Origin of the sequence: Polynucleobacter sp. 71A-WALBACH (genome assembly GCF_018882365.1) — a bacterium.
GTDB lineage: Bacteria > Pseudomonadota > Gammaproteobacteria > Burkholderiales > Burkholderiaceae > Polynucleobacter.
Genome location: NZ_JACVOP010000002.1, coordinates 305,207 through 324,014, shown reverse-complemented (window position 1 = coordinate 324,014; position 18,808 = coordinate 305,207). Strand labels below are relative to the sequence as shown.

Here is an 18,808-nt window from a genome sequence, read left to right as displayed (position 1 = left end):
TTTCCAGCGCTCCCACATTAAATCCTTCTGGGTGGCTGTGTAATAGATTCGAGGTCGTTGTTTCATGAGCAACACTCCTTGCGCTTACGCAGTTTGTAGTGTGTTGCATCGACGGGTTGAAATCAAGACCCATAACAGACTGTCACAAGCGCAGCCCTAGTAATACCAAAATCTAGATTGACCTTTGATTTACCCGCTTGGATAGCTCTTCAGCCGATTCTTTTCTCTCGCTATAGCGGTCAGTCAAGTAAGCGCTAATATTTCGAGTTAGCAAAGTGAACTTATAGAGCTCTTCCATCACATCTACAACCCGGTCATAAAAGGCTGATGGCTTCATACGGCCGTCTTCTTCAAATTCAGTAAACGCCTTAGCTACGGAGGACTGATTAGGGATGGTGAGCATTCTCATCCATCTACCCAAAATTCGCATTTGATTGACCGCATTAAATGATTGAGAGCCGCCACAGACTTGCATCACCGCTAAAGTCTTGCCTTGGGTTGGCCTTACTGCACCATCAGACAATGGAATCCAGTCAATCTGCGTCTTTAATAACCCCGTCATTGCGCCATGTCGCTCAGGCGAAGTCCACACCATACCTTCCGCCCATAATGCCAATTCACGCAACTCTTTTACCTTTGGATGAGTATCAGGAACACTGTCAACCAAAGGCAGCCCAGTTGGATCGTAGATCTTTACCTGGCCACCCATTGCAGTAAGCAATCTAGCTGCTTCGTAGGTTAATAAGCGACTATATGATCTCTCACGCAAAGATCCATAAAGCATCAAGAATCTTGGAGGATGTGAGTTAACTTGAGAATTAAGTTTCTCAATTTCTGGAATTTGAAAAAGCTCTTCGACCAACGCCGGGAATTCAATGGGACTTTCAAACACTTAATTTTTTTCCTTAGAAAAGAAGCTTTCCTTAAACCATAAAGCTACCGTCACTAAACCAATCATGATGGGCACTTCAACCAAAGGACCAATAACTGCCGCAAATGCCGCCCCTGAATTAATCCCAAATACAGCGATTGCTACGGCAATAGCTAATTCAAAGTTATTACTAGACGCTGTGAACGATAAAGTACAGCAACGCTTGTAATCAATCCCCATCTTCCCGGTAACAAGGAATGTTAAGAGGAACATCACCACAAAAAACACTAGTAACGGGACGGCAATGGTTACGACATCCATTGGCAAAGTAAGGATCAAACTGCCTTTGAGGCTAAACATCACCACAATTGTGAATAACAAAGAAATCAAAGTGATCTTGCCAATGCGAGGTACAAAGTGCTCGTGGTACCACTCTTTAGAAACAAACTTGAGCATGACTACTCGGGTAAGTATTCCGGCAATACAAGGAACACCCAAATAGATAAAGACACTTTCTGCGATCTGACCCATGCTGACACTGACATTAGCGCCAGCCAAACCAAAATACGGTGGCAATACAGTTAAGAAGAAATAGGCGTACACGCTAAAGAACAGTACTTGGAAGATGGCATTAAAGGCTACCAACCCAGCAGCATACTCAGTAGAGCCTTTAGCCAAGTCATTCCAAACAATCACCATAGCAATACAAGGCGCTATCCCAATCAGAATCAAGCCGGCCATATATTCGGGCTGATCTGGTACAAAGGTAATCGCCAAAAAGAACATCAATGCTGGCGCTACAAACCAGTTCATCAAAATAGAGATGCCAAAGATGCGCTTGTCCTTAAAGACATCAGGCAAATCCTCATACCGCACCTTAGCAAAAGGCGGGTACATCATCAATATCAAACCAATGGCAATTGGAATATTAGTTGTGCCAACCTGAAAGGAGTTAATAAATCCTTCAACACTTGGAACAAAGTAGCCCAAGCCAATACCCACCGCCATAGCAACGAAGATCCATACCGTTAGGTAGCGATCAAGGAACGATAGTTTTTTAGTAAGCGAACTCATGCTTTTGTATGAATCTCTTTAAGACTCATTGAGTCAAGCTTTTCTAATGGCATAGCAGCCAGTATGTCTAAACGTCTTTTAAGTCCATTTTTTACTTCATTAAAGGCGGCTTTCTTTTCTAAATCTGTACCTTGCACTTGCGATGGGTCAGGAAAGCCCCAATGAGCCGTAGATGGCTTACCCGGCCAGAATGGGCACACTTCACCCGCCGCGTTATCGCAAACCGTCACAATGAAGTCCATCTTAGGAGCATCAGGCAAACCATATTCATCCCAACTCTTGGAGCGCAATTTACTTTCATCGTATCCAAGCTCTAGGGCAATTTCTCTTGCAAATGGATTAACTTGAGTGCCTGGTGTTGAGCCCGCGGAATAGCCAACAAACTTGCCGCTGGAATGGGTGGAGGCCAATGCCTCACCCAAGACAGAACGAGCCGAGTTATGTGTACAAAGAAAGAGGATGTTGTATTGCTTCATTAGGCTTTTACCTTCTTCACAGTTTTAGTTGATTTACATGATTGACCACCGCAGCAGTTAGCCAATAAAAACTCGCTAAGCTCTTCAACCATGCCAGGATTTGGTCTATAAATGAGATTGCGACTTTGACGCTCTACGGTAATTAAATTTGCCTGGTAGAGCTCTTTGAGATGAAAACTTAATGTGGCATTTGGAATGCCCAGCATTTCGTGGATCTGTGACGGCATCAGCCCAACATCACCCTTTTGCACAATAAGGCGATATACATTGAGACGGGACTCCTGGCCAAGAGCAATAAAGGCCAGAATTGCTTCGTTATTTTTCATAATTCGATAATAATCGAATAATGTTGCATTTCTGTGACATATATCAAATCGGCAGGAAGTTTTGCCATCAATCTATGATTTTTCTCTCGTGAAGAACCCTCAATATACCTTTTGATATTTTCCTAGGTCTCTCACCCAAGCCATAAATTTGAGACTCAGAGGAGGGGTCAACTTCAATAATTTTTTGTTGTACTTTTACGTGGGCGCCGTGATGACTAATTCCCTTGAGGGTGCCTGAAATTGGTGCCTTGATTGCATCCTCATTAATATGCCCCAAGATGTCCCCAGCCCGAACTACTTCATTAATGTCTAGCGCAGTTTTCCACGTACCTGCTTTGGGAGCGTAAACAATGCGCTCTCTTGCAAATCCTTCAATTGGTCGTGGCTCACCTTCCAAGGGTTTGGTGGGTCCAGCCACTTCACCACCCAATGATTCGCCCCATGCGGTTTCAATTGCGATATCACAATTAGTGTTAGTTTCGAAACCTGGGCCTAGACCTATCAATAAGGTTTTGTACTGGGTTTTCCAAGCCGGTAATTGTGGGGTGGATCTCTTCTTCATACGGGCATCAATAACAACCTCAGCCTTCGTTTGCGCAAGCAATGCTTCAACATCTAAGCTACAAACCAATATCTCCTCGAGACGCTCGGACGGCAAATGAATTACGTATTGAGCAGCAACCCCCTCCAATTGTGCAAAACCTTGGTAGTAGGCGTCGACAAAGCTCATCCCCCTGCGAAGATGTGCGGGTGCAATTTCATCGGAAATGATGACTTTTGCTCCATGAAGAAATAGCTGTTGGGCGATGGCTGATCCGACATCCCCGCTTCCCTGAACGATTACTGTTGTCATGGGTTTATTTTGCCCTATGAAAACTAGATTAAGACACACTTAACAATCGGCTCTCTGTCTCTTGTTGGCCGTTACCTGACATTGACGTCTATATGCAATGAGTCACTTAATGAGCTCAAATTCATACCAAATTAGCAGTACTTAACTAACTGATTTCATTAGCATTACAGCAGCTTTGCAATTGATATCAGATGCCCAATACCCGTCGCGTTAAATACACGCCAATCTTCTTGGTTAATCGCATTCTGATCACCCATCACCAGCGCGGCTACGACTCCACCATAGCGTGCTTCTTTGGGCAGGAGGCGCTGAATCTTTTGCCTTAACTTCCAGCGCAGATATTCCATTGCTAAAGCAAATTCAGTCAACCCTATCTCTTTCTCAAGCAATAGTTTTCCCGACCTGACCGATCCACTGGCGCCGAAGTCTTGATGAAACGACCAACGCTCAAAATCAAAGGTATGGGGATTGAGGGATCCATAGGGCCTTTTGATTTTGACTTTAAATTCCCATCTCTGGCCCGGTATAACTTCTGGTACATCTTGAGGATTGCGCCATGCTGGCTGCCAGCTCAAGTACACCCGTGGAGGAAATGATTCAATTCTGTCACGTCCTAGAAATGCCTGATCCACATCAAAAGAAAACTTCGCCCCACTAGGAGAGCTCTGAGGTAAAGCATTTACCCTGCCCTCAAGTACAAGCTCTTTACCCTCATACTCTATTGAAAGAATATTGTTTAAACGACTTTCTGCGTAATCGGCGTTCCAGGCAAAACCTAGAGCAAAACAGCACGCTGCCAACAAGACGCTACTTGCATACCGATATTTCGTAAACGAGCAATTCAGGTAAACACACAAGAGAGAAATGATGATGCTTGCCGCGCATAACCAGCGCCAATACTCTGGCACAACAGGCAAAAATAGAAGAAGCGATCCCCCGGCGATAAACGCCGCAATGTTAATTCGCAAGTTTTTAAGAAGCGGATTGCGGGGTTGAGTTGCTGGTCATCAGAGCTGACCAACGGGGTAAAGCGTGCATCGCATTTTGCCAAACAGCCCTTGAAAATAGCCCATCATCGACACCACGAATGGTCGCCAGTTGCTTAGCAATTCTGGGAAGTAAAGCAGGCTCATTGAATCGGCCACCCTCCTCCTTAAGCCATGCCGGTGGGATATCGGGTGCGTCGGTTTCAGTGACAATACTTTTGAGTGGCAGCTCTTGCAAGAGCCTTCTAATCTGCAGGGCACGATCATATGTAGCCGCGCCACCAAACCCCAGCTTGAAGCCTAATTCAATAAATTGCTCAGCTTGCTGATGGCTGCCATTAAAGGCATGGGCTATACCACTGGGAACTTTTCTCTTGCGTAGCGCTTTAAGAATGGCATCTTGTGAACGGCGCACATGCAAAATGACCGGTAAATTAAATTCTTGCGCCAAATCGAGTTGCACATGAAAAAAATGCTCTTGGCGCTGTGGATCAAGTCCCTCGACAAAATAATCCAATCCAATCTCACCAACCCCTACAAACCGAGGGTCATTTAATGAATGCTCAATTTGATTTTTAAAGGTCTTGATATCACTCTCTTTAGCTTGGTTGATGTACAGAGGATGAATGCCGAGCGTGTAAACCAATCCAGGAATCGTTTTGCCGTACTGGTTTACTAATTTTTTAACTTGCTCCCAATCAGCAGCTTGAACCGTAGGTATCAAAATTGCCTTAACGCCTTTAACTGCAGCCCCTGAAATAATTTCTGGAAGCATGTCCGAAAACTCGGGCGCATCCACATGGCAATGGGTATCAATCCATGCGAGTTCTTGGCTAGCTTCGCTCATTGCGCGAACGTCTTCAATACTCCGCGCTCTAAATGCAAAATCCGGTCACAACGTTTGGCGCGTATAGGATCGTGGGTCACAATCACAAAGGCAGTGCCCTGCTCACGAGCAATATCCAACATTAAGTCAAATACGCCATCAGCAGTTTCAGTATCCAAATTGCCTGTAGGTTCATCAGCTAGGACGCATGAAGGATTGCCAACCAATGCACGGGCAACTGCAACACGTTGACGCTCGCCGCCAGAGAGCTCGCCTGGGGTGTGCTGTACACGCTTTGCCAAACCAACCGCATGCAACATGGTGTTTGCCCGCTCCATAGACTCTTCATTGCTGAGTCCACGAATCCGTAAAGGTAAGGCGACATTCTCAACGGCACTGAATTCATCTAAGAGGTGATGGAACTGGTAAATAAATCCTAGACTCTGATTGCGTAATTGATCCAATCTACCAACCGGTAACTTGTGGAGATTTTCCCCGGTAAGAATGACTGTCCCCGCACTGGGAGTATCTAAACCGCCCAACAAGTGCAGCAAAGTACTTTTACCTGAACCCGAAGAACCAACGATGGCCACTTTCTCAGATGCGGCCACCTGTAAATCAATCTCCCTGAGTACGTCAACGGCTGTTGGCCCTTTGCCATAAGTCTTTGCCAGACCAGAAGCACTCAGAATAATTTGTTCTAGATTACTCATAGCGTAATGCCTCCGCAGGCTGAACTTGAGCAGCGCGACGACTTGGATACAAGGTGGCTAATACAGAAAGTCCAAAAGCCATCAATCCAACTGTCATCACATCGGATAGACGAACATCCGAAGGCAACTCGCTAATAAAGTAGACATCGCGCGGCAAGAAACGCACTCGAAAGATGGCTTCAATTGCTGGAACAATCACATCGATATTCAAGGCAATCAAGAGCCCTAAGCCAACACCAGCTAGCGAACCCAGCAAGCCAATCGCCAAGCCTTGCACCAAGAAGATCCGTTGAATTAATCCCGGGCTAGCACCCATCGTTCTCAAAATGGCAATATCTGCCTGCTTCTCATTAACAGTCATCACCAAAGTAGACACAAGATTGAAGGCAGCAACTGCAATAATCAATGTCAGGATGATGAACATCATCTTTCTTTCAGTTTGAACAGCAGCAAACCAATTACGGTTGGAGCGTGACCAGTCGCTAACCCAGAGCGCTTGCGGGACAACTTGAGCTAACTCAGAAGCTATCTCTGGAGCACGTTGCATATCGTCTACCTTCACGCGTAAACCGGAAGGGTCTTGTAGGCGCAATAAAGCGGCAGCATCCTTCCAATGTAGGATGGCCAAGGAGCTGTCGTATTCATAATGACCGCTATCTACAATGCCTACGACTTGCAGCGTACGCATTCTAGGCATAGCACCTGCTGGAGTGAGGTCGCTCTCAGGCACGATCAAATTAATACGATCACCGACGCGTGCACCAACAATATTGGCAAGCTGTGCGCCTAAAGCGACACCAAAAGCACCCGGCTTGAGATCTTCAATACTGCCAGCAACAAACTGTTTAGGTAAATCAGAAACCTTACCCTCTTCACTCGGGAGTACTCCACGAATGGCTACGCCACGCATCACATTCTCGCGACTCAATAAACCTTGCGAACTCACCATGGGAGCTACACCGATTACATGGGGCTGAGCAGCCACCTTCAGGGCAAGCGGCTCCCAATTAGCCAGACCATCAGGGGCAGTAATTTCAATATGAGAGAGCACGGACAGCATGCGATCGCGCACCTCTTTCTGGAAGCCATTCATCACTGAGAGCACCACAATCAAGGCAGCAACGCCTAAAGCGATACCTGCGGTGGAGATTCCGGAGATAAAAGAGAGGAAGCCGTCACGCTTCCCTACCGTCTTGCGACGCTTAGATCGGGTATAGCGCAGGCCAATTTCTAGCTCAATAGGAAGTCTCAACATAGCCACAGTTTAGACAATTGGATAGACAAACCTATGGATTCTGTAAATGCCACCTAAAATCAGGGGAATGACTGCTAATTTGACCTCCCAATCAAGCTCTTTGCGACGCTTTACCCTGATGGTGTCAGGGGAAGATGCTATTGACTCAGGATTGGATCAAAATATCCCGCCCAGCGGGCTTCCGCAGGAGCGCTACCTATTGGGAGATCGGCTACCGATTGCCCCCGTCTTGCTATTGGGCCAAAGTGATTTAGTAGTGAATCCCAATGAAATCATTGCCTGCCTTCAACCCGTCCACTTCCACGCCACTCGAGATCATTTGATTTTGATGGCGCAAAGTCAGATTGATCTGACGGAAGATGAATCTGCCCGCTTACTTCAAGTTGCCCTCCCTTTTATCGAAGAGGATTTTGGAAGCAAAGTGTTATTCCAAGGACAGCGCGATTGGTTTATTCCGGCAGGGCCATTTGCTAGCCTAGCAACGCACTCCATTGATCAGGCACATGGTCGCAATATTGACTGGTGGATGCCGCGCGATACAAATGAAGTTGGAATTGCCAAACTCTGGCGCAAACTCCAGAATGAAATTCAGATGCTCTGGCACATTGACCCCGTCAATGAAGAACGCGCCCAACGTGGACTCCTCAGCATTAACTCCCTATGGATTAGCGGTATCGGCAAATTAGCCGATGTTCAGATTCCTGAATTATTAAAGGGTGCCACTCAGATCTATGGAACTCACCTCCTCTTGGCTGGATTGGCCAATCATCTTGGCATTCCCCAGCAAAGTGAAATTGATTTCTCAAAACTATCAAATGCCTTTGCATGGCTTGATCGCCCCGAGAGCATTTGGAGAGACTTAAGCAAAGCCCTTCTCACTCAAGAATTACATGAAATTGAAATCATCGACTTTCCAAAAGGTCAAGTACGTCACAGAATATTGACAGTCAAAGACTTAAATAAAAAGTCGTGGGCCTTCTGGAAAAAAACTGAACCCTTCACTTGGAAAGAAATTATTTCGGCATGAGCGTATTTTCTCAACGCCCTTTCTCGGATCGCACAGCCAGCTGGTTGCAGCAAAGCGGCTTGCATCCACTACTAGCAAGGCTGTATGCAGCCCGCGGTATTGATAAGCCCGATGAACTCTCTTTAGATCTCAAACAACTACTTTCGCCAGTAGAGCTCAAGAACTGCATCAGCACAGCTAGCCTGCTCGCAGATATTCTCGAGCGCAAAGAGTCGATGTTAGTAGTGGCAGACTATGACTGCGATGGCGCTACAGCTTGCGCAGTTGCCTTGCGTGGCTTAAAGATGTTGGGTGGGTCGGATACCGCGATTCAGTTCCTAGTGCCAAATCGTTTTACGATGGGCTATGGGTTAACTCCAGAAGTAGTCGATTTAGCTGCCCAGCAAATTCCCAAACCTCAATACCTCATCACCGTTGATAACGGTATTGCCAGCGAAGCTGGGGTGGATCGCGCTCGCGAGTTAGGTATGGAAGTCATTGTGACTGACCATCACCTGCCGGGCGATCGACTACCCAAAGCTACTGCGATCGTCAATCCCAATCAGCCAGGCTGCACCTTTCCCAGCAAAGCGCTTGCTGGTGTCGGGGTGATGTTCTACTTATTAGTTGCCCTTCGCGCTGAACTGCGTAAGCGCGGGAAATTCACCGCTGAGACTCAACCCAAAATTGAGAACTTATTAGATCTCGTAGCCTTAGGTACCGTAGCGGATGTTGCGCAACTCGATCGCAATAACCGCATCTTGGTTTCCAATGGCTTGAAGCGCATTCGCGCCGGGGTTTCGCAAGCGGGTATTCAAGCACTCTTTCAGGCGGCAGTAAGGGATCCTCGCAAAGCTAATACCTTTGACTTAGGTTTTGCTATCGGCCCTCGCCTGAATGCAGCGGGACGCTTAGCGGATATGACTTTAGGCATTCGCCTATTACTCAGCGATAAACCTGATGAAGCGATTGAACTGGCTTATGAGCTCGATCGCATTAATCGCGAACGACGCGTGATTGAAGGTGGCATGCAAGAAGCGGCTCTTGCGCACCTCGCTGAAGATCAATTGGCAGGCACCATGGCAGAGCGTTCGAGCATCTGCCTTTGGAACGCAGAGTGGCATCAGGGCGTGGTCGGCATCGTAGCCTCCCGTCTAAAAGAACGCTTTAATCGCCCTGCAATTGTGTTTGCTCCCGCTGATGGCCCTAGCGGAGAAGAATTGCGTGGCTCCGGTAGATCACTCACAGACTTTCATCTGCGTGATGCCTTGGACATTGTTTCCAAACGCGAACCAGGCCTGATTCTCAAATTTGGTGGCCATGCGATGGCGGCGGGGCTAAGCATCAGAAAAGCCGATTTTGAAAAGTTTGACGTCCTGTTCCAGCAGGTTGCCAATGAATTACTCAATGATGAATTGCTAGAGCGTCGCCACATACATGATGGCTCGCTCGATCTTTCTGAATTCACACCAGAAACTGGTGATCTCCTGGCCGAAGAAATCTGGGGGCAAGGCTTTCCTCAACCCATTTTTTATGGAGAATTCGAGGTTGGCCAGCAGAGTCTCATGAAGGAGAAACATCTGCGCTTACAGCTTCGCCCAATTGGAGATGGTCAACTGGCTAGTAAACCATTTACGGGGGTCTGGTTCAATCGCACCCAACCGTTGCCAGCCAAGGCCAAGCTAGCCTATCGCCTAGTCACAGACCGCTTTCAGGGTCAGGCTCGTGTGCAACTCATGGTTGAAGGCCACGACGAGGGCTGAGCTGCAATAACCCCCTTATAATCAGGGGATGGAAGCCGAACAACTCAATACTATTTCAAATACCCTCTCCGATCTGCTCACCCGTGAGCAAGCACTTCGGGGGTATCTTTGACTTCGAAGTAAAGTCACGACGCCTTACTGAAGTTAACTCTATTCTTGAAGATCCCACCATCTGGGATGATCAAAAGAAAGCACAAGCCCTCGGCAAAGAAAAGAAATTGCTCGATGGTGTGGTTGGTACCCTCACCGATTTAAATAGCAATATCACTGGCGCCATCGAGTTATTCGATATGGCTAAAGAAGAAAGTGATTTTGAGACTATTGCTGCTATCGAGCAAGATGTTGAGAGCTACGGCAAGATCATTCACGATCTTGAGTTCCGCCGCATGTTTCACAATGAGATGGACTCCTGTAATTGCTTTATTGATATTCAAGCGGGTGCTGGCGGAACAGAAGCCTGCGACTGGGCCAGCATGCTCTTTCGTCAATATCTCAAATATTGCGAGCGCAAAGGCTACAAGACAGAAATTCTGGAAGAATCTGATGGCGACGTGGCTGGCATCAAAAGCGCGACTATCAAGGTGGATGGTGAGTACGCCTATGGCCACCTTCGCTCAGAGACTGGTGTACATCGCTTAGTGCGTAAGTCCCCCTTTGACTCTTCTAATGGTCGCCATACTTCCTTTGCCAGTATTTACGTATATCCAGAGGTTGATGACTCAATTGAGATTGACGTCAATCCAGCGGATATTCGTACCGATACCTATCGCGCCTCTGGTGCGGGTGGTCAGCATATTAATAAGACCGACTCCGCTGTTCGTTTAACCCACCTGCCAACAGGAATTGTGGTGCAGTGTCAGAACGATCGAAGCCAGCATCGCAATAGAGCTGAAGCGATGACGATGTTGAAGTCACGTCTATATGAGCATGAGATGCAAAAGCGTCGCGCCGAGCAAGACAAGCTTGAGGCTAGTAAAACCGATGTGGGCTGGGGTCATCAGATCCGCTCCTACGTACTGGATCAAAGTCGAATTAAAGACTTACGTACCAACGTTGAGATCTCTAATACACAAAAAGTATTAGATGGTGATCTTGATGCCTTTATTGAAGCCAGCCTAAAGCAAGGCGTTTGATTCATTACCTCTATTTCAGTTATTACTACTTCCCATGAACGATCAAGTGAATTCCAATCCAAACCTAACCCCCGCTCCTGAGGCTGTTGATGAAAATCACATCATTGCTGAGCGTCGTGAGAAATTAGCCAAGTTGCGCGAAGGCGGAGTAGCGTTTCCCAACGACTTTGTGCCGACTCACTTAGCTGCCGATCTGCACACCCACTACGATAGCCTTACTAAAGAAGAGTTGGCCGCTAAAAAAGTCCACGTGAAAGTTGCTGGCCGTATGGTGCTCAAGCGTGTGATGGGTAAAGCCAGTTTTGCCACCATTCAAGATCGCAGTGGTCAGATTCAGTTCTACATTAATGATGAAATTAGCGGCGCCGATACTCATGGTGCTTTCAAGCACTGGGATATGGGTGACTTTATCTCTGCTGAAGGTAATTTATTCAAGACCAATAAGGGTGAGCTCTCAGTCGAATGTAGTAATCTTCGCCTCCTGAGTAAGTCCTTGCGCCCTCTTCCAGATAAATTCCATGGCCTCTCTGATTTAGAGACTAAATATCGTCAACGCTATGTTGATTTAATTGTGAATCCAGAGAGCCGAAACACCTTCAGAGCGCGTAGCAATACGATTGCTTCCCTGCGTCGCCACATGCTGGATGCCGACTTCATGGAAGTGGAAACACCGATGCTCCATCCCATTCCTGGCGGTGCTACAGCTAAGCCGTTTATTACGCACCACAATGCTTTGGATATGCAAATGTTCTTACGCATTGCGCCAGAGTTGTATTTAAAGCGCTTGGTAGTCGGCGGCTTTGAGCGTGTGTTTGAGATTAACCGCAACTTCCGCAACGAGGGTGTTAGCCCGCGTCACAATCCAGAATTTACCATGATGGAATTCTATGCGGCCTATACGGATTACCGTTGGTTGATGGATTTCACGGAGAGTTTGATTCGTGCGGCAGCAATGGATGCCCAAGGCACAGCCGTCCTGACGCACCAAGGTCGCGAGCTTGATTTGAGCAAACCTTTCCAACGTTTAACGATTACAGAAGCCATCCTTAAATACTGTGGTCAGTCCAATAAGAGTTATGAACCCGCTCAATTAGAAGACGCTGCATTTATTCGTACTGAATTGAAAAAAGGTGGCGAAAACCCAGATAGCCCTGCCCTCAAGAACGCGGGTATCGGCGCACTCCAACTGGCTTTATTTGAATTGGTTGCCGAGTCACACCTATGGGAGCCGACCTACATCATTGATTACCCAATCGAAGTAAGTCCCCTCGCACGGGAATCTGATACACGTCCCGGTATTACTGAACGTTTTGAGCTATTCATTACTGGTCGAGAAATTGCTAACGGCTTCTCTGAGTTAAATGATGCAGAAGATCAAGCTAATCGCTTCCGTAAGCAAGTGGAACAAAAAGAGGCTGGTGACGAAGAGGCAATGTACTTCGACCACGACTTCATTCGTGCTCTAGAGTACGGCATGCCTCCAACTGGCGGTTGCGGTATCGGCATTGATCGCCTCGTGATGTTATTAACGGATGCGCCAAACATTCGTGATGTCATTTTGTTCCCACACCTACGTCGCGAAGAAGAATAAAAACTTCAATGCTTTAGAAATACAAAAAGCCGCAGATTCAAATGATCTGCGGCTTTTTTAATCAAATCACTAATATTTAACTAGCGGGATAAAGCTGATGATTATCGCTATCGATGACCGTCACGTTCACCGGAATGCCTAGACTGACGCTAGAAGACACGGTACAAAAATCCTGAAATTGAGCCAGTACGCGATCAAGATTTTCAAGGCTTCCCCCTGGAACACCAACGCGGATCTCTACCTGAATCGCGAGAATGCGCAATCGGTTTTCTGCATTTCTACCAATCTCGCAACTCGCTGTAGTTTCAATTGGCTCTGGGTTTTGCTTAAACTTTCTTAATGCAAACAATAAAGAATCGGATAAACAGTTAGCTACTCCTGCCAGCAAAAATTGTGAAGGAGTTGCGCCTTGCGATCTTCCAAGTGGTGGCGGCTCATCTCCATATATAGGATCTTTCTCTTCGCTGTAATAAATGGCAAATTGATAATCACTTTGCTGCACTAGCCTAACGGTTGGTTCCTTACTCATATCAAACTCCAATAAATAAAATGGGCATGTTAATAAATACCAGGGATCAGTTTTTTAACCTGAGATTGGTATGCTGCATAAGCAGGAAAGCGCTGCAATAGCCAAACTTCCTCTCGACCTGCCTTTAGATCAAACAAAATAAATAGCGCTATCGCATACATCAAAATACCCACATAGGGGAATATCAGCAGCCACGCCAGCGAAGCCAAGATCACCCCAAAATAGAGTGGGTGCCGGACAATGCCATACAAACCAGATTGCACTAATTTGGCATCGTCCCTAGGGAAAGGCAAAGGCGTGAGATTTTTACCAAGATGGATTGCAGAAATGAGCATGATGAGGAATGCAAGCACTCCTAATGCTATGCCAAAGACTTGCAATGGAGTTCGAAAGGCCTGAGTTGTTAGCAAGGGAGCTCCATACGGACCAAATAATATAAGGCCAATGAGGATCGCCTGAATCACCACATACCAAGCCCCTCGCTTAATAATTGATTGACGTGGCGGCATCTTCATTAATGAGCTCTCACTATGAACGGAGTAAGTTAATTGCTTCTTGGGCCGTCATTACCCCTTCATCGGTGGGTACTACCCATACCTCAACTCGACTGCTTTTGCTACTAATCTTCAGAGTGAGGCTCCCAATCGCCTGTCGATTTAAAGCCTCATCTAACTCAATACCTAACCAGGCTAACTGTTTGCAAACTTCGGATCTGAGCAATACATCATGTTCACCAATTCCGCCGCTGAATGAAAGAATATCCAAGCCCCTAAGGCAGGCGATCATAGCCCCACTCTCGCGAATCAGTCGATAAGTGAAAAGCTCAATGGCCTCTTTAGCTAGCGGGCTTGTGCTTGCCCGTAACTTACGCATATCGGCCGAGATAGTTGAGACACCGAGAAGACCACTCTTTCGATATAAAAGATCCTGTAGCTGATCATGCGTATAGCCACGCTCAACAAGATACATTAGTACACCCGCATCTAGAGAGCCGCTTCTCGTACCCATCATCAAACCATCTAGCGCAGAAAAACCCATAGTGGTGGCGATACTTTTGCCATCAATGGCGGCGCATAAACTAGCGCCATTTCCAAGATGGGCCATAAGCACCTTCTCTTTAGCCATGCCACTACTCTCGATCAACTCACCAATAATGTACTGATATGAAATTCCATGAAAACCATATCGACGAACACCTTGATCCGTAATCTCCTTCGGCAAGGCAAGGGATGTCTCTAGGTTACTCATCGTTCTATGGAAGGCAGTATCAAAACAAAGCACCTGAGGGATGCCTGGAAATGCCAAAGAAAAAGCTCTAACACCGTCAAGGCTATGGGGCTGATGCAACGGAGCCAGCATACTCATTTTGGACAACTTATCTAAGATTGCATCCGTTGCAATGACGGCCTGAATAAATTCTGAGCCACCATGAACTATTCGGTGGGATACAGCGCGAATTGGCGGGAGATCCGGAATGTCGAGCAATAGAACCTTTAAATGCATCAATGCTGAAATAAAAGGATCTTCACCATGATCCGAGTAGTTCACTATCAACTCTTTACCCAGATGGCTATAGCGCAATTCAGGTTTGCCACCTGGCTCTAGGCCCTCAAAAGTACCCGATAACAGTGATGGCAAAACTGACCCATGAAGAGTGGGATAAATTGAAAACTTTAAGGAAGAGGATCCAGCGTTTACTGTCAGAATAGCCATAATGTTTTAAAACTAAATTGTGATTAAATTGCGAAAAGAGAAGTCAAGCTTAAAAAGTTGAACTTAAGTTCGACGAACCCTAAAAAAAGTAAACAGTAAAACCAGGAAGAGAACCACAAACCAAAGCAGGGACCACTCAGGTACCTGCAGACCCAAAATAGCGGGTAATTTTGCAGAGCAAAGACCGTCCGCCTTAAACAACCAAGGAAGACTCTGCACCAACTGAAATTGATTAATCCATGTCTCTAGTGGATCGATGCCACAAGAAGACTCTGGGTGCGAGAGTAACCAAACTTGGCGGGTCGCTACCGATATTCCATATGCAGAAAACAAAATAGCGATTCCATGGAAAATTTTTCTGCTTAGCCGAAACCCTGCCGCACAAAAACAAGCTATAGCAATTGCCAAGTACCCGACCCTTTGCAAAATACACAATGGGCACGGTAAATACATCACACCCTGAAACCCTGTTTGCTGAAGAATCACAGCAAAAATGACTAGGCTTAGGCATAAAAGAGAAATGCATAGATATTGACTTCGACTCATAGCTTGATGATAGCGAGATCCCGTTAAGAAGCTCTAAATACTGGCCTTATTACTAAAAGTTAATTAAATATGAATAGTTAATCCTATTTTTCAACCGCATTACTCTAATTAATGCTCAAGAATGAGGATAATCAGGGCTTTAGATCTTACTGAGCATCTTTCATGGCCGCCTACAACACCGAAACCGTCCTAACCGTTCACCACTGGAATGACACCCTGTTTAGCTTTACCACTACTAGAAATAAAGGTTTACGCTTTCGTAGCGGTCATTTTTTAATGATCGGACTTGAGGTCGAAGGGAAGCCTTTAGTAAGGGCATACAGCGTAGCTAGCCCGAACTACGAAGAGCATTTAGAGTTTTTAAGCATCAAAGTACAAGACGGCCCCCTTACCTCGCGCCTCCAGAAGATCCAGGTAGGAGACCCCATTTTGGTAAGCGAAAAATCTGTTGGCACCTTAGTGATTGATGACCTCAATCCCGGTAAGCATCTTTATCTATTTAGTACCGGTACAGGTCTAGCGCCTTTCATGAGCATTATTCGCGACCCGGAAACCTATGATAAGTTTGAAAAGGTGGTACTTATTCATGGCGTGCGTCTTGTGAGCGAATTAGCTTATGGTGATTATATTAAAAATGAGTTGAGCCAAGATGAGTTCTTAGGTGAGATTATTCGTGAAAAACTGATTTACTATCCAACCGTTACTCGGGAGGCTTTTAAGCATACTGGGCGCCTGACTACTGCGATTGAGTCGGGGCAACTATTTAAAGATATTGGCTTACCACCACTGGATCCTGCTGTTGATAGAGCGATGATTTGCGGCAGCCCTTCAATGCTCAAAGAGACTGCTGAAATGCTGGATGCTAAGGGATTCAAGGTCTCACCAAGCTTAGGCCAATTAGGAGACTATGTCTTTGAACGCGCTTTTGTTGAGAAATAAACCTGTATTTATATAACTAAAAATAATTAAGTTATCGCTATTTATTCCTTGTAGATATAAAGATACCTTGGTAAATTGTACTTAATGAGTTATTTACCAAGGAATTGAGATGTCACCAGTGCGAGAGCATTACAACCCTGAGATTATCAATTTGCTTCGCGAGCATGATCGTCTACCGCACGACAAGATCAGTGAGCGTAAGAGTTTTCAGAGAAGAATACTCTTTCTAATGCATGCCATTAAAGCGCAAGAGTTTGAAGAGTCTTATAGCTAAGCAGTCAGAATAACTATAGGCAAATAAAAAACCGCTATCAGTTAGCGGTTTTTTATTTATCACAACAAGATCATTTTGCAGGATCGCTGTGGTGACTAAAAAGCTTAGTCTTTAGTCTTCAATCTGGAAGTACACCTCTTGGTTTAATTGCTTGGACACTTCTTCTTGCGGCAAAGCGTCTTGATTGCCTTGGGCAACACGTTGATTCTCAGCGCTTACAGATGCTTTCTGAGCATGTAATTGTTCAACCTCTGTAGCAAATGCCATTTCATTCCCCTTTTCTGACCTTGTGAAGAGCAACTAACTCTTGATGAGTACAGAATAGGGGAAATTTTTATATCTGAAAAGTACATATATATCATTTACTTATAGCAATTTTGATATAAGTAATAAACAGAGGTTAAAAATGGCATTACAAGCCAAAAGCATCAAGCATAGACGCTTGATGCTGCTATCTGGCACTGGATTATGGAAAAGTAAGCGACCGCCAATATATATACCCAGAGAATAGGCGGGTATGGCTAGGGGTAGGTAATACACCCAATCCAAACCAGCGCCCATCAAACTTGCTCCCACAATAGCAAATAATGAAATTCCAGAGACAAATTGAGATAGCAAGGCTCGCGTTCTCATAAATTCTTGATGAGTCGCATTGAGATATAAAGCGGCAGGCGGCCCACCAATACCGCAAGAGCCCAGTAAGAGCCCTGACAAGGCTCCCGCCAAACCATCAAAGAGGCTATTGATGGCTATCTTTAAATGAGGCTTAGAGAGTAGATAGAGTGCAAAAAGCAGCACCACCATGCTGGTGAACATCTTAATTAAAGATACAGATGCATAGTTCCCGATGAGAATTCCTGCTGGCAGAAAAATGGCTGAACAAGCCAGCATTTTCCACAGTCTCAAACGATCATCCGCGTGTAGCTTCCACTGGCGAGAAAGCAGTATGCCGCCAAAAATTTCTGATGACATGACGATCGGAATGAGCGAGGGAATGGGAAATACCCACATCAACAATGGCGACATAATTAAAGCGCCGCCAAATCCGCTCAGCCGCCTAACTAATCCACCTACTATTGCGGAAAAAATAAGTACGGGGATAGTTATCCAAGCATCAAGAATCAAACAACCTCGCTTACTTCATGCTCTCCCGCGATGAGATCACGAATTTGCCGACGAATCGCTAAATAGGCAGGCGTATCCTCCACCATTCTCCTGGGCTCAGGCACGCGAATAATTTCTTTTACCTGCCCTGGTCGACGAGTCATCACCACAATCACATCGGATAAATTAATCGCTTCCTCAATACTGTGCGTAACAAGTACTACTGTCTTGCTTTCTTCGTTCAGGATGCGGATCATCTCCGCCTGCATCATTGCCCGATTCTGAGCGTCCAATGCAGCAAAAGGCTCATCCATCAACAGAACAGTCGGATCAACAACTAAAGCCCGAGCAATGGAGACGCGTTGACGCATACCGCCCGAGAGCTGGTGTGGGTAGTGACTTGTGAACTGACTCAGGCCAACTAGAGCCGCATAACGCGTCACTGTCTTATTAATCTCTGAAGCGCCGATACCTTTTATTTTTAAACCAAAAGCAATATTGTCAAAAACAGTTAGCCATGGAAACAATGCGTAGTCCTGAAAAACCATAGAACGATCAGCACCAGGCCCTTTTACTAATTTTCCAGCACATTCAATCCTTCCAGAGGTGGGCACTTCAAAGCCGGCGATCAGGTTAAGCAAAGTGGTTTTTCCACAGCCGCTGTGTCCTAAGATTGAACAAAACTCATTCTTGCGAACCTCTAAAGAAATATCCTTGATTGCAAGGACTTCCTGCCCCTTGGAATGCATGGAGGGATAAATCTTTTTTATATTTTCTACTTTAAGTGCAAGCATTTTTTATTTTTTTCGAATGATTTATCAATAAGTGTG

22 protein-coding genes are annotated in these 18,808 nt (G+C 45.9%); 6 read left to right on the top strand and 16 right to left on the bottom strand.

What is annotated here, in order from left to right:
* Positions 1–172: 172 nt before the first annotated feature.
* From arsH to ICN42_RS09245, 9 genes are all read right to left on the bottom strand, one after another.
* Positions 173–862 (bottom strand): arsenical resistance protein ArsH, encoded by a 690-nt coding sequence (gene arsH, locus ICN42_RS09285; RefSeq protein WP_216253750.1) that lies wholly within the window; start codon positions 860–862, stop codon positions 173–175.
* Between the two features lie 30 nt (positions 863–892).
* Entirely contained in the window at positions 893–1,945 is a 1,053-nt protein-coding gene (arsB, locus tag ICN42_RS09280) for an ACR3 family arsenite efflux transporter (protein WP_216253688.1), read from the bottom strand.
* On the bottom strand, positions 1,942–2,421 hold the full coding sequence (locus ICN42_RS09275) for an arsenate reductase ArsC (protein ID WP_216253685.1): 480 nt from the start codon (positions 2,419–2,421) through the stop codon (positions 1,942–1,944). The genes arsB and ICN42_RS09275 overlap by 4 nt, the downstream gene beginning before the upstream one ends.
* On the bottom strand, positions 2,421–2,747 hold the full coding sequence (locus tag ICN42_RS09270) for a helix-turn-helix transcriptional regulator (protein ID WP_216253682.1): 327 nt from the start codon (positions 2,745–2,747) through the stop codon (positions 2,421–2,423). Before ICN42_RS09270 ends, ICN42_RS09275 begins: the two co-directional genes overlap by 1 nt.
* A gap of 67 nt (positions 2,748–2,814) precedes the next feature.
* Positions 2,815–3,600 (bottom strand): hypothetical protein, encoded by a 786-nt coding sequence (locus ICN42_RS09265; protein ID WP_216253678.1) that lies wholly within the window; start codon positions 3,598–3,600, stop codon positions 2,815–2,817.
* 164 nt (positions 3,601–3,764) lie between these two features.
* Positions 3,765–4,568: a ComEC/Rec2 family competence protein gene (locus tag ICN42_RS09260; protein WP_255539334.1), complete on the bottom strand. Its 804-nt coding sequence runs from the start codon at positions 4,566–4,568 to the stop codon at positions 3,765–3,767.
* Positions 4,569–4,572: 4 nt separating this feature from the next.
* Positions 4,573–5,433 carry a TatD family hydrolase gene (locus tag ICN42_RS09255; RefSeq protein WP_216253675.1) on the bottom strand — a complete coding sequence of 287 codons (861 nt, stop codon included), beginning with the start codon at positions 5,431–5,433 and terminating at the stop codon, positions 4,573–4,575.
* Positions 5,430–6,125: an ABC transporter ATP-binding protein gene (locus ICN42_RS09250; protein WP_216253672.1), complete on the bottom strand. Its 696-nt coding sequence runs from the start codon at positions 6,123–6,125 to the stop codon at positions 5,430–5,432. Before ICN42_RS09250 ends, ICN42_RS09255 begins: the two co-directional genes overlap by 4 nt.
* Positions 6,118–7,377, bottom strand: a complete 1,260-nt coding sequence (locus ICN42_RS09245; protein ID WP_216253744.1) for a lipoprotein-releasing ABC transporter permease subunit — start codon at positions 7,375–7,377, stop codon at positions 6,118–6,120. The genes ICN42_RS09250 and ICN42_RS09245 overlap by 8 nt, the downstream gene beginning before the upstream one ends.
* Before the next feature lie 49 nt (positions 7,378–7,426).
* On the opposite strand from ICN42_RS09245, the gene ICN42_RS09240 reads away from it, so the two are divergent.
* The 4 genes from ICN42_RS09240 to lysS all read left to right on the top strand — a co-directional run bounded on the left by ICN42_RS09240 (position 7,427) and on the right by lysS (position 12,873).
* The gene (locus tag ICN42_RS09240) at positions 7,427–8,407 is read left to right on the top strand and encodes a hypothetical protein (RefSeq protein ID WP_216253669.1); all 981 of its coding nucleotides are present in this window, start codon (positions 7,427–7,429) and stop codon (positions 8,405–8,407) included.
* Positions 8,404–10,149 (top strand): single-stranded-DNA-specific exonuclease RecJ, encoded by a 1,746-nt coding sequence (gene recJ, locus ICN42_RS09235; RefSeq protein ID WP_216253666.1) that lies wholly within the window; start codon positions 8,404–8,406, stop codon positions 10,147–10,149. The genes ICN42_RS09240 and recJ overlap by 4 nt, the downstream gene beginning before the upstream one ends.
* A 28-nt stretch (positions 10,150–10,177) precedes the next feature.
* Positions 10,178–11,282 (top strand): peptide chain release factor 2 gene (prfB, locus tag ICN42_RS09230; RefSeq protein WP_216253663.1). Its coding sequence is split into 2 segments (ribosomal slippage): positions 10,178–10,258 and positions 10,260–11,282, totalling 1,104 coding nucleotides; the frame shifts between segments, so codons are not numbered across the junction.
* Between the two features lie 34 nt (positions 11,283–11,316).
* A complete protein-coding gene (gene lysS, locus ICN42_RS09225; protein ID WP_216253660.1) occupies positions 11,317–12,873 on the top strand; it encodes a lysine--tRNA ligase in 1,557 nt (518 codons plus the stop codon).
* Positions 12,874–12,949: 76 nt separating this feature from the next.
* Here the strand turns inward: lysS and ICN42_RS09220 are convergent, their stop codons facing one another.
* The 4 genes from ICN42_RS09220 to ICN42_RS09205 all read right to left on the bottom strand — a co-directional run bounded on the left by ICN42_RS09220 (position 12,950) and on the right by ICN42_RS09205 (position 15,661).
* A complete protein-coding gene (locus tag ICN42_RS09220; RefSeq protein WP_216253657.1) occupies positions 12,950–13,402 on the bottom strand; it encodes an OsmC family protein in 453 nt (150 codons plus the stop codon).
* Between the two features lie 29 nt (positions 13,403–13,431).
* Complete coding sequence (locus tag ICN42_RS09215) at positions 13,432–13,917, bottom strand: isoprenylcysteine carboxylmethyltransferase family protein (protein ID WP_216253655.1); 486 nt, start codon at positions 13,915–13,917, stop codon at positions 13,432–13,434.
* A 13-nt stretch (positions 13,918–13,930) separates the two neighbouring features.
* Positions 13,931–15,115 carry an acetate/propionate family kinase gene (locus ICN42_RS09210; RefSeq protein WP_216253652.1) on the bottom strand — a complete coding sequence of 395 codons (1,185 nt, stop codon included), beginning with the start codon at positions 15,113–15,115 and terminating at the stop codon, positions 13,931–13,933.
* Positions 15,116–15,178: 63 nt separating this feature from the next.
* Positions 15,179–15,661 (bottom strand): disulfide bond formation protein B, encoded by a 483-nt coding sequence (locus ICN42_RS09205; RefSeq protein WP_216253648.1) that lies wholly within the window; start codon positions 15,659–15,661, stop codon positions 15,179–15,181.
* A 162-nt stretch (positions 15,662–15,823) separates the two neighbouring features.
* On the opposite strand from ICN42_RS09205, the gene ICN42_RS09200 reads away from it, so the two are divergent.
* Together ICN42_RS09200 and ICN42_RS09195 are read left to right on the top strand one after the other, a co-directional pair.
* A complete protein-coding gene (locus ICN42_RS09200) occupies positions 15,824–16,600 on the top strand; it encodes a ferredoxin--NADP reductase (RefSeq protein WP_216253645.1) in 777 nt (258 codons plus the stop codon).
* 109 nt (positions 16,601–16,709) lie between these two features.
* A complete protein-coding gene (locus tag ICN42_RS09195) occupies positions 16,710–16,874 on the top strand; it encodes a hypothetical protein (protein ID WP_216253642.1) in 165 nt (54 codons plus the stop codon).
* 111 nt (positions 16,875–16,985) lie between these two features.
* Here the strand turns inward: ICN42_RS09195 and ICN42_RS09190 are convergent, their stop codons facing one another.
* The 3 genes from ICN42_RS09190 to ICN42_RS09180 form a co-directional block, all read right to left on the bottom strand.
* On the bottom strand, positions 16,986–17,141 hold the full coding sequence (locus ICN42_RS09190) for a hypothetical protein (RefSeq protein ID WP_216253639.1): 156 nt from the start codon (positions 17,139–17,141) through the stop codon (positions 16,986–16,988).
* 99 nt (positions 17,142–17,240) lie between these two features.
* Positions 17,241–17,999, bottom strand: coding sequence for a sulfite exporter TauE/SafE family protein (locus ICN42_RS09185; RefSeq protein WP_216253636.1), 759 nt, complete (start codon positions 17,997–17,999; stop codon positions 17,241–17,243).
* Positions 17,996–18,772, bottom strand: coding sequence for an ABC transporter ATP-binding protein (locus ICN42_RS09180; RefSeq protein ID WP_216253632.1), 777 nt, complete (start codon positions 18,770–18,772; stop codon positions 17,996–17,998). Before ICN42_RS09180 ends, ICN42_RS09185 begins: the two co-directional genes overlap by 4 nt.
* Between the last annotated feature and the right edge of the window lie 36 nt (positions 18,773–18,808).